This window comes from Labilibaculum euxinicum (assembly GCF_009795715.1).
Classification (GTDB): domain Bacteria; phylum Bacteroidota; class Bacteroidia; order Bacteroidales; family Marinifilaceae; genus Labilibaculum; species Labilibaculum euxinus.
In genome coordinates this window covers 109,983-122,576 of the sequence record NZ_WTCR01000001.1, presented here as the reverse complement: position 1 = coordinate 122,576, position 12,594 = coordinate 109,983, and the positions used below count along the sequence as shown (strand labels likewise).

The window sequence follows — 12,594 nt, the reverse complement described above, 5'->3', positions numbered from 1 at the left end:
GATAGACATATTTGTAATGTTAATTTTTCCTAAAAAATATAGCTAATTTAAATATGAGGCGAATTGCACTTATTATTATATCTCTTTGTTTGTTTGAGAATATTGCATTTTCATCGAGTTATTATATTGACTCCCGTAGCGGAAACGATTTAAATAAAGGGGTGAATATTTCGAAACCCTGGCGTAGTTTAAAAAATGTAAATCTTTTAAAATTTAATGCTGGTGATTCTATTCTTTTTAAAAGAGGGTCCGTTTTTAATGGGCAGTTAGTTCTTAATTTGGAAGGGGAAAAAGGGGCATTAATTGTGGTTGGAGCTTATGGAAATACATCGCTTCCTTTTCCCCAAATTAATGGAGCCGGTGATAAAAAATATACACTGTTATTAAATAACCCAGCCTATTGTAAAGTATCTCAGCTTGAAATAACAAATAACGGAGAAAATAGAGCAGCTGGCAGAGTGGGTGTTTATATAAAAGCTGAAGATTCTGGTGAGCGTTTTGATGTAACATTAGATGATTTGGTAATTAGAGATGTAAATGGAAGTTTAGCGAAAGAAGAAGGTGCTGGAGGGGGTATTTTCTGGGAGAATAAGGGTTCTAAAGTAAAATCAAGATTTGTAGGATTAACAATACAAAATTGCCATATCATAAATTGTGGAAGGAATGGCATTTATTCTGGGGGGTATGCTAGTCGGGATAAATGGCATCCCAATTTGAAAATTCTTATATCACACAACCTGATTGAAAGTGTACCCGGTGATGGAATTGTACCTATCGGATGTGATGGTGCTGTAATAGAATATAATGTCATGCGAAATTGTCCTGACATTTTATCACCAAATGAAGCTGCAGCAGGTATTTGGCCATGGAGTTGCGATAATACGATTATCCAGTATAACGAAGTAAGTGGGCATAATGCCAAATGGGATGGACAAGGATTTGACTCAGATTATAATTGTCACAATACTATTATTCAATATAATTATAGTCATGATAATGCGGGTGGATTTTTATTAGTGTGTAACGATGGAAATTCTCTTGGGAAGAGCTGGAATAAAGGCACTCTAAAATCTACTGTTCGTTATAATATTAGCGTAAATGATGGAATAAGAAATTACCCGACCAAACAAAGTGGGTGGTTTACGCCAGTTTTACATATCACAGGGCCTGTTAAAAATACAACGATCTCTAACAACTTGATTGTACAATATCCAAAAGAAAATGATTCCATTGATTCGCGGATATTAAAAATGGGAGATTGGGGGAATAAATGGCCGGAAAATACTCAATTTAAAAACAATATATTTTACGCTGACAGTGGCTTAAAAAGCAAATTTGACTTTGGTGGAGATATTAACACTTCCTTCATCGGGAACTCATTTTTGGGAGATTTTGAAAACCAACCTCAAGGAACAGATCTTACTATTTCAAAAAAAAATATCTGTGAAATATTGCAATCCAAATCTATAGAAGCGAAAATTTCGAGATTAAAGAAATTATTTGATGAGCCGGAACAAGAATATCAATCTTTTCATCCTGGCGAATTATGGTTAGATGATCAAGGAAATCATATCAACGCACATGGAGGAGGTATTCTGTATTATCAAGGAAAATATTATTGGTTTGGAGAACACAAGAGTGCGAATACCAGTCAGGCATTGGTTGGGGTAAGATGTTATTCTTCCAGTGATCTGTATCACTGGAAAAATGAGGGTGTAGCTTTATCTGTTGAGGAAAATAACAAATTAAGTCCAATTGCAAAAGGGTGTACCATTGAACGCCCTAAAGTAATTTATAATGCAGTCACAAAGCAATTTGTCATGTATTTCCATCTGGAATTAAAAGGGCAAGGTTATCATGCAGCGCAAGTAGGAATAGCAGTAAGTGATGATATGAAGGGACCATATAAATTTGTAAAATCATTAAGACCAAATGCTGGTAAATGGCCTGTAAATATGAATCAAGATCAACGGACATCAAGGTTGACGGCTAATGATTTTAAAGAATGGTGGACTCCCGAATGGCGTGCTGCCATTGTAGATGGCCTATTTGTGCGACGGGACTTTGAGGGTGGACAGATGTCGAGGGATATGACATTGTTTGTAGATGATGATGGAAAAGCATATCATATTTATTCTTCCGAAGATAATTTAACCATTCATATTGCAGAGCTAACTAATGATTATTTGAATTATACAGGTAAGTATGTTCGTTTATTTCCTGGCGGGCATAATGAAGCACCTGCTTTATTTAAAAAAGAGGGTAAATATTATTTAATCACATCCGGATGTACAGGATGGGCGCCTAATGCAGCACGTTCAGCTGTAGCTTCATCCATTTGGGGACCGTGGGAAACTCTTGGGAATCCCTGTCGTGGAGAAGGATCGGAGTTGACTTTTTCATCGCAAAGTACCTGTATATTTCCTGTACATGGAGAAAAAAAATCATTCATTTTTATGGCTGACAGATGGAATCCTAAGAATCACTTGGATGGCCGTTATGTTTGGTTGCCAATTTCGTTTGAGAACGGTAAGCCAATCATTAAATGGGCAAAAGAATGGGATAAATATGTTTTTGACTAAACTGGAAATGAGAACTGTGTATGTTTTTGTTGCTGGTTTTAAGATAGTTGAATAAATAATTTACTAAGTAAAAATTTTAATTTATGGAAAAACGATTTACAAGGTATTGGTTTCCTTTGGGAAGCAGTACAAAAACCTTGTTGCGATTAACGTTGACTAATCTTTTTGTTTTTGCAACAATGCTTACCGGATGGGCGGATGATCATAATCCCCAAGGTGAGGGGTATCAGCTGTTATCTGATAATAACAAACCCTCTCTGTATGAAAATTCGTCGCTGGAAGTTCAGAAAAAAAAGGAGATTAAAGGATCTGTTAAAGACAAGAGTGGAATGGGAATACCTGGTGTTAATGTATTTGTTAAAGGTACATTCATTGGTGTAACCACTGACATTAACGGTTATTATGCGATAAGTGTTCCAGCAGAATCTGAGCTTCTGGTTTATTCTTTTGTGGGGATGCTTGAAAAGGAGATGGCTATTGGAAACAAACTTACGATTGATGTTGTAATGGAAGAATCAAGCATTGATCTGGATGAGGTGGTTGCCATTGCCTATGGTTCGCAAAAAAAGACTACAATTACTGGAGCTGTGTCTACAGTTTCAGGAGAGCAATTATTAAAAACTCCAACAGGATCTTTGTCTAATGCATTATCTGGTTCGGTAACAGGATTGTCATCAGTACAATATTCCGGAGAGCCGGGAGCGGATGATGCTGAGATTTATATTAGAGGTGTTACGACATTGAATAATTCGTCTCCTTTGATTCAGGTAGATGGTGTTGAACGTGAGTTTTCTCAGTTAGATCCGAATGAAATAGAAAGCATTACTATTTTAAAAGATGCTTCGGCAACGGCTGTTTTTGGTGTGCGTGGAGCCAATGGTGTTATATTAATTACTACCAAACGAGGAAAAGAAGGAAAGGCTAAAATATCTTTTTCATCTTCTACTGGTTATCAAATGCCCACAAAATTACTTGAATTTGCAGACAGTTATGAATATGCAAGTTATTATAATGAAGCGCAGGCTAACGATGGTGTGAGCGCTGGTAGTTATAAATTTCAGCCTGATGTTCTAGAAGCTTTCAAAACACATTCTGATCCAATACTATATCCGGATGTAGATTGGCTCGATCAATTATTAAAGAAGGGAGCAATTCAAACTCAGCATAATGTAAATATCTCTGGAGGAGCTGAGAAAATAAGATATTTTGTGTCTTTAGGAGCTTTTACACAAGAAGGTTTATTTAAAACTTTTGATTCGGGATACGATTTTAATTTTGATTTCAAACGATATAATTACCGTGCTAACCTTGATTATGATATTTCAGAAAGCACTCTGTTAACTCTAAATTTAGGTGGCCGTATTGAAGATAAAAACACGCCGATTTCTAACGAAGATCAGAATCAGTTATTTCGCCAGCTTTATTGGGCAACTCCTTTCGGAGGTGCAGGTATAGTTGATGGCAAAAGGGTTGTGACAAATACTGATTATTTGCCGGATGCCGGTAGTGATGGACTTTCTCCTTACTATGGAAAAGGATTTAATGCTAAATCAACCAATGTTCTTAATGTTGATTTGGCTTTAAAGCAGGAACTTGATTTTGTTACAGAAGGTTTATTTTTTAAAGTTAAAGGATCCTATAACAGCACATTTTACCATACAAAAACCAGAAGTTCATCCACTCCTTTTTATACTCCGATTAAGACAAGTGATGGGGGAGTTGAATACAAGAAAAGCGGGGATGACGCAGAACTGAATTATGGTGAAAGTTTTGATAAAGGACGTAATTGGTATGCTGAAGCAAGTATTAACTACGATCGTAAATATGGAAAGCACACTATTGGCGCTCTTGCTTTGTACACTCAATCTAAAAAATATTATCCAAAACAATATACAGATATTCCCTCAGGTTATGTGGGAATGGTTGGTCGTATAACATACGATTGGAGTACCCGCTATATGGCAGAATTTAATGTTGGATACAATGGGTCCGAAAATTTTGCACGTGCTAAGCGATATGGATTCTTTCCTGCTGGATCTTTAGCTTGGGTTGTATCTGAAGAAAACTTCATGAAGGAATTTAAAAATGTCATTAATTACATGAAATTGAGAGGTTCTTATGGAGTTGTAGGAAATGATAAATACTATGTAGGAAATACGCAGCAACGATTTATGTACATTCCTGATTCCTATGTACTTGGTGGAAGTGGGTATAATTTTGGAACCAATGTAGGTTCAAATCAACCAGGAGCCTATGAAAGTTCAAAATCGAATAAAGATGTAACATGGGAAAAAGCTTACAAGCAAAATTATGGAATTGATTTGGCATTCTTAAAAGAGCGTTTTAAAGTGTCTGTAGATGTATTTAGTGAGCACCGAGAAGATATTTTAGTGAAGTCTGAGACGACACCTAATATTGTAGGCGTTTCTTTGCCAGTTATAAATATGGGGGTGGTTGATAGCCATGGTTATGAGATTGCCTTGAAATGGAGTGATGAGATAGGCGAAAATTTTAAGTATTGGGTGAACACGAACCTCTCATTTGCAAAAAATAAAATCATTGAAAAAGGAGAAGTTAAGCCCAATGAGGATTATATGTGGCAAACCGGCAGACCAGTGGGATCTAATATCATTCGTAAATTTTGGGGTTTCTATGATGAAACAGCTAATGACCGGTATAAAGCACAATATGGGCAGGATATTGCTGTACACGCAGGAGGTTTAGAGCCGGGAGATGTTGTTTATGTTGATTTAAATAAAGACGGAACAATTGATTCGGATGATGTAACAAAAGCTGGTTATACCAATAATCCGGAGTATGTGGCAGGTATGAATCTTGGCTTTTCATGGAAAAATCTGGATTTTAGTATGCAATGGACTGGTGCTTGGAATACTTCCCGCTTACTTCAGGAAACATTTCGTAATCCGATGGGAGATACGAATACAAAAGGTTTGTTATCGTATCAATACAAACAGCGTTGGACTCCGGAAACTGCTTCAACAGCAAAATTACCGCGTGCTACTCTTGCTCATAAAACAAATAATTATCAAAGTTCTGATTTGTTTTTAGTTGATGCCAGCTACCTGCGGTTGAAAAATATTGAAATAGGCTATAAGTTAAATCTTCCGGTGTTTCAAAGAGCTGGTATAGACAATTGTCGCTTATATCTTAGTGGTTATAACTTACTTACATTTTCAAAATTTAAGTTAGGTGATCCGGAATCAAAAACGAGTTCCCGACCAGCGTATCCATTAACAAGGGTGATAAATCTAGGATTGAAATTGGCTTTTTAATTCTTTAATGTATACTACTATGAAAAATATAAAATTATTACTTGTGTCATTTGTAATTGGCACATTAACAGTTGTTTCATGTGTTGATGATGTAACAGTTGGAGATGACTTTTTAGAAAAGCAACCAGGTGTTGATGTTACTCAGGATACGATATTTAGTAATGCAGAATATTCACGACGTTTTTTGTGGAATACATATAGTAAACTGTATTATGGACTGCCAGTTTATTGGAATAGTATTGACAATAAAATGAACATGGGAATGTTCGAAACTTTGTCTGACTGTTGGCATAGCCATTTAAGTTGGGATGGAGTTAATAGGAGCTATTATTCGGGAAGTTATAGTGCTGGTACCGAAGAGTCGAGTGATGCTACCCGTTTTGGTTTCACAAAAGAGGAGGTATGGGAAGCCGTTCGTCAGGCTTGGTTATTTATTGAAAATGTCGATAATGTACCTGATATGGGAACGGATGAAAAAGAAAGGTTGAAAGCCGAAGCAAAAGTAATTATTGCATCAAGATATTTTGATTTGTTTCGTCACTATGGAGGTTTACCTATTGTTGATCATGCATTTGAAGTTAGCAGCGACGAAGCGGCTTATTATACCAAACGTGCTACAGTGGATTCCACAGTTCTGTTTATGACTGGATTATTGGATGAAGCAGCAAAAGTTTTGCCATGGTCGTTAGATGCTGAAGATATCTCAAATTGGGATGGTCGTTTTACATCAGCATCCGCAATGGGTTTAAAATGTAAAGTTTTATTATTTGCTGCCAGTCCTTTGTTTAATGATAGTGAGCCTTATTGTACTGAAGGAACCCAAGATGCAGTAACTAACCTTCAAGTTTGGTATGGAGGATATAAATCGGAGTTATGGGATGAATGTTTGTCTGCTTGTACCAGCTTTTTTCAGGAATTAAGCAATAATGGAGTTTATTCTTTAGCACAGGCATCGGGAACTGATGTTGATGATTATCGAGATGCTTTCCGATCTGCTTATTTTACACGTGGAAGTGGCAGTAACAATCCTGAAATGTTAATATCAACACGCATACGTTATACCTATGGTAACAATAACCAATGGGATTATTACTTCCCGCAATCTTGCCAAAATGGGGCTTTTACTCCAACACAGGAATTTATAGAAATGTTTCCTATGGCAGATGGAACTGCTTTCAATTGGACTGATCATGTATCAGATATGTTTACAAATAGAGACCCTCGCTTGTATGAAACTGTTTTGGTCAATGGGGCTAAATATCAAGGACGTCAAGCAGAATTGTGGGTAGGTGGTCGAGAAGCTCAGCAAAATCCGGCGCAAGAAACCGGACAATACGCTACCGGTTATGCAAATTTCAAATACGTACTTGATTTTTCAGATAACTTAAACGAGCCAACCCTTTGGCCATACCTTCGTTTATCGGAATTATATCTAACATATGCCGAAGCGTTAATGAAAACCGGAAATTTTGGGGAAGCGATTGCTAAAGTGGATGAAGTTAGAGCCCGGGTTGGACTAAAAGGATTGGTAGAATCAAATCCTGATAAGAATATGTTTAGCGAAAGTGTACTAATGGAAGAAATTCTTAGAGAACGGGCTTGTGAATTAGGTTTAGAGGATGTACGTCTTTTTGATATGACCCGTAATAAAAGGGCGGATCTTTTTTCCAAGCAACTTCATGGTTTAAGAATTTATAGAGCTGACGGAATAGAAGATTCATGGTCTGATAAAAGTTCAGATACACGAGGCGATCGTCCTAGCGAGTTTACTTATGAAGTTTTTGAACTAACAAATGCAACCCGATCTTGGTGGACAAGTTTCTCTCCAAAATGGTACTTGTCAGCTTTTCCTCCCGAAGAAGTGAACAAAGATTATGGGTTAACACAAAATCCGGGATGGTGATAAATCAAAACTGCACATTAAAAAAGATGATTATGCGAATACAATATAGATATATCATACTGAGCTTGTTTGTGCTTTTGACCATGAAAGGATGGTCGCAAACAGGAGACACAACAGGAAAAATTATTGATCGGAATGGAAATCCAGTTTCAGGAGCTGTTGTTTCCATCGAAAGTAATCCGGAAAATAAAGTATATACAAATACTAATGGTGAGTTTAATATTTTTGTTCAAGATTCAGCAGGCTTAGTTGTTCAAACCTCAAATAATGGATTTAAAAAGGTTTCCGTTAAAAACAGGGAATCTATAACAATACAGATGGATTTTTTCTCTGAGGCAGTAGAATTAGGTTATGGAATTCATCAAACAATTGGGGAGTCTACAGGAGCTATTTCTTTAACTACTCATGAGCAAGTAAATCAGCGTTCTGCGTTTAGTGTGTCCAATGCATTATATGGTAATGCACTGGGACTAACAGCAATGCAAAATAGCGGACCTGTTTGGGATACAGGAGCTACTCTGTCAATCAGGGGCTTACAGACCTTATCGAATAATGGTATTTTAGTTGTGGTTGATGGAATAGAGCGAGATATTCAATACGTTGTACCCGAGGAGGTTGAATCGGTATCGGTATTGCGTGATGCTGCAGCTGTTGCATTGTATGGCTATAAAGGTATTAATGGAGTCCTTTCAATCACCACTTTGCGAGGTAAATACCAGACCAGCGAAATAAATGTTAGTTATGATCATGCCTTTAACTGGCAGTCACGCCTGCCAAAGTTTGCAGACTCATATACATATGCAAGTGCTGTAAATGAAGCATTGAGCAACGATGGTAAATCAGCTCGGTATTCTGAAAATGAACTTGGTGCTTTTAAAAGTGGAGAATATCCAAATTTGTATCCGAATATTGATTGGATGGACGAAGTGTTTCGCGAGAACGGTTGTTCGAATATGTATAATGTGAATTTTCGTGGAGGAGGTAAAAAAGTACGCTATTTTACTATGCTTAACTTACAGGGAAATCAGGGGTTTATTGATAATTCTGAACTGAACGATGGATATTCTACCCAAATGAAGTATTCAAAAGGTAATATTCGAACCAATTTGGATATTGATGTAAGTTCAACAACTACTGTTCAGGTTAATCTTATGGGAGTGTTAAATGAATTTTCACGTCCAGGGCTTGGATCTGATAATTTAATATCCAAGTTATATTCAACTCCATCTGCAGCTTTTCCAATTAAAACAAGTGAAGGAATATGGGGTGGAAGTGAAACTTGGGGAAGTAATATGAACCCTGTTGCATTAACACAGGCTCGTGGATACTCTAAAGGACATACTCGTTCATTATATGCTGATGTAAAATTAACGCAGGATCTTAAAACAATCACTGAAGGTTTAAGTGCTTCGTTGCGTGCAGGATATGATAATGTTGCGGCTTATTGGGAAGGACATACTAAAAATTATGCCTATGCCAGCGAGAATGTTGGCAGTTGGGTAGACGGTAAACCATCTGATGTTTCTACTTATTCTGCAGGAGCGGATAGTGGTATTGACTTTGGAAGCAAATTAGATTGGCAGGATCGTCATTCAAACTTGTTTGCAAATGTAGATTACCAAAAGGAATCAGGAAAAAACAAGATTTTTTCGTCTTTAATGTATTCGTACGAGCATCATGTGAAAAATAGTCAAAATCATACCTATTATCGCCAAAATGTTGCGGGATATATACATTACGTTTATAACAATCGTTATGTGGCTGATCTTACTTTGGCAACTTCAGGTTCTAATAAATTGGCTCCCGGCGAAAAATGGGGATTTTCACCAACAGTTTCAGCAGCATGGATTATCTCAAATGAGAATTTTATGAAAAATGTAAAGCCTGTTGATTTTCTTAAATTAAGAGCTTCCTGGGGAATTATTAATACCGATTATATTCCAACTGAAGATTACTGGGAACAAACTTTTGGCAGCGGTGGCTCATATCCTTTAGGAGGAAGTTACTCCGATTATGGTGGTATGTGGGAAGGACGTTTAGCTTCAACCAATACCAGTCGTGAAAAAGCGATAAAATATAATTTAGGTATAGATGCCGGTATATTAAATGGTGTGGTTATTACAGCGGATACTTACTTTGAAAAAAGAAAGGATATTTGGGTATCGGCCGGAGGAGCAAATTCTGCTGTTCTGGGAATATCATCGCCTTATACAAATGCAGGGATTGTTGATAGTTGGGGACTTGAAACCGGGGTAAATTATAATAAACAATTGGGTGATTTTAAAATATCTTTGGGTGGTAAATTTACTTTAGCTAAAAATAAAGTAAAGGAAATGCTTGAGGAACCAAAAGCCAATGAATATTTGAGACAGACAGGAAAATCTGTCGATCAGATTTTTGGACTTCAGGCTATAGGATTCTTTGTCGATCAGGCAGATATTGCTAATAGTCCGGCTCAACAATTTAATGAAGTAAAACCCGGAGATATTAAGTTTAAAGATCAAAATAATGATGGCGTAATTAATGACTACGATAATGTGGCGATGGGCTATAATACAAGCGTTCCTGAAATTTATTATTCTTTCGATTTGGGTTTTGAATGGAAAGGTTTAGGTCTTAGTGCTACTTTTCAAGGGGTAGAGCGATATACTGCAATATTGAATACACAAAGTGTGTATAGGCCATTGGTTGATAATACGACTATTTCAGAGCATTATTATAATAATCGCTGGACACCGGAAAATCCATCCGCAAAGTATCCTCGCCTGACAACAGAAAGCAACGACAACAACTTTCAAACTAACTCAGTATGGCTCGCAGATGCATCTTTTCTAAAACTAAGAAACTGTGAAATTTACTATAAACTGGCTGAAACTTATCTTTCAAAACTGAGATTGAAATCAGCTAAATTTTATGTGCGTGGTATTGATTTGCTCTGCATTGATAATATCAATTTGTCAGACCCTGAATCTGTAGGAGTGGCATACCCGATGACTCGTTCAATAAATGTAGGTTTAGCCATTGGGTTTTAATAATTCATTATTTAAATTTTTTCGAATTATGAAAATTAAATATATATTAATTGCTTTAGGTTTTCTCATAACGTTTAATGCGTGTGATGATGAAATGAACTATGACGAATTTGTTAGTTTAGATGAAGAGCAAGTGTTTTCAAGCTTCAGTCGTACGATGAGCTTTGTTTCCAATATTTATAATTATCTCGATTATGATTTTGGAAATTATGGAGGCGCTATGTTATCCTCGGCCTCCGATGAGTCTGATTATGTGTGGACTTCTTCTGATATTCATGATTTTTATAATGGTGCGTGGAGTGCCGGTAATGCTAAATCAAATATATGGAATAAGAGTTACGAAGCTATTCGTGCTGTCAATTTTTATCTGGATGCTTCAGAGGGGCAAACGTTCTCTGACTTTAAATACAATGAAGATTATAATGAGCAAATGGAACGTTATGAGCGTTACCAATATGAAGTACGTTTTTTGAGAGCTTATTTTTATTTTAATCTTGTGAGACAATATGGCGATGTTCCTTTGGTAACAAAAGTGCTGACGGAAGATGAAGCTAATTCAGTTCTTCGCACCGATAAGTCAGAAATATTTGATTTTATTGTTGCTGAGTGCGACAGAATTGTGAATAATTTACCTGTTACATATGAGGACTTATCTTACACTGAGACTGGTCGTGTTAGTAGAGCTGCAGTATTGGCATTGAAAGCTCGTACGCTTCTTTATCAAGCAAGTTCACTTTTCAATACGAGCAATGAGTCGTCTTTATGGTATAAGGCCGCTTTGGCGAATAAGGCCGTAATAGATTCTTGTTCACAATATGGTATTGTATTGGGCAAATACTCTGATTTATGGGGAACAGATAATTATAAAAATTCAGAAATGATATTCGTTCGCAGGGTAGGTTCATTAAATTCTTTGGAGTCTTATAACTTTCCTATTGGAGTTGAAGGGGGAAATTCAGGTAATTGTCCTACTCAAACTTTAGTGGATGCTTATGAAATGAAATCTACCGGATTATTGTGGAATGAAGATGGTAGTGGATACAATTCTAATAAGCCCTATGAAGGGAGAGATCCACGTTTTAATATGACTGTCGCTAAAAATGGAGATACTGGCTGGCCTACTTACTACAGTTCTGAATTGCAGATTTTTGAAGGAGGAGCAAATGGATCACCTATTTCAGGCGCTTCAACTACAGGCTATTATTTAAAAAAATATATGGATGCTTCTGTAGATTTGCGTTCAAATCATGTGACGGACAAGCGCCACTCATGGATTACATATCGCTTGGGTGAATTTTACTTAAATTATGCCGAAGCTGTTTATCATTATTTGGGATCTCCGGATGCAACAAGTGCTGATTTTGATATTTCTGCTGTTGATGCAGTAAATGTAATCCGACATCGATCAGATGTGAACATGCCTTCTTTGTCTGCAGGTTTAACAAATGTTGAGTTTGAAGCTAAATATAAAAATGAGCGCATGGTTGAATTAGCCTTTGAAGGACATCGGTTTTGGGATGTAAGACGATGGAAAGAAGGAGAAGTTTTAAAAAGTGTTACCTGTATGAAGATAGAACAAAAAGAGGATGAATCTTTTAAATACAGCAGATTTGAGAAAGAAAGATCTTGGGATAACAAGATGTATCTTTTTCCTATTCCAGATTCTGAAATTAGGAAGAATCCAAATCTAACTCAAAATACAGGATGGTAGTGCTAAGTATAAAAATTATAAACTAGTATCAATATGAAACGTCCGTGCCAAGGTGATTTTTACACACAGTGGG

At 36.6% G+C, this 12,594-nt stretch carries 5 protein-coding genes; all 5 read left to right on the top strand.

What is annotated here, in order from left to right; all coding sequences use genetic code 11:
- Window positions 1-53: 53 nt before the first annotated feature.
- The gene (locus tag GQR60_RS00395) at window positions 54-2,582 is read left to right on the top strand and encodes a family 43 glycosylhydrolase (protein WP_124991048.1); all 2,529 of its coding nucleotides are present in this window, start codon (window positions 54-56) and stop codon (window positions 2,580-2,582) included.
- A gap of 83 nt (window positions 2,583-2,665) precedes the next feature.
- Entirely contained in the window at window positions 2,666-5,875 is a 3,210-nt protein-coding gene (locus GQR60_RS00390; protein ID WP_225441291.1) for a SusC/RagA family TonB-linked outer membrane protein, read from the top strand.
- 19 nt (window positions 5,876-5,894) lie between these two features.
- Window positions 5,895-7,778, top strand: a complete 1,884-nt coding sequence (locus GQR60_RS00385) for a RagB/SusD family nutrient uptake outer membrane protein (protein ID WP_124991047.1) — start codon at window positions 5,895-5,897, stop codon at window positions 7,776-7,778.
- 32 nt (window positions 7,779-7,810) lie between these two features.
- Window positions 7,811-10,810: a SusC/RagA family TonB-linked outer membrane protein gene (locus GQR60_RS00380; RefSeq protein WP_124991046.1), complete on the top strand. Its 3,000-nt coding sequence runs from the start codon at window positions 7,811-7,813 to the stop codon at window positions 10,808-10,810.
- Between the two features lie 28 nt (window positions 10,811-10,838).
- Window positions 10,839-12,521 (top strand): RagB/SusD family nutrient uptake outer membrane protein, encoded by a 1,683-nt coding sequence (locus GQR60_RS00375; RefSeq protein WP_124991045.1) that lies wholly within the window; start codon window positions 10,839-10,841, stop codon window positions 12,519-12,521.
- Window positions 12,522-12,594: the final 73 nt, after the last annotated feature.

Coding starts and splice junctions, on each gene's coding strand:
- GQR60_RS00385 (WP_124991047.1), top strand. CDS start 5,895: ATGAAAAATATAAAATTATTACTTGTGTCATTTGTAATTGGCACATTA.
- GQR60_RS00380 (WP_124991046.1), top strand. CDS start 7,811: ATGCGAATACAATATAGATATATCATACTGAGCTTGTTTGTGCTTTTG.
- GQR60_RS00390 (WP_225441291.1), top strand. CDS start 2,666: ATGGAAAAACGATTTACAAGGTATTGGTTTCCTTTGGGAAGCAGTACA.
- GQR60_RS00395 (WP_124991048.1), top strand. CDS start 54: ATGAGGCGAATTGCACTTATTATTATATCTCTTTGTTTGTTTGAGAAT.
- GQR60_RS00375 (WP_124991045.1), top strand. CDS start 10,839: ATGAAAATTAAATATATATTAATTGCTTTAGGTTTTCTCATAACGTTT.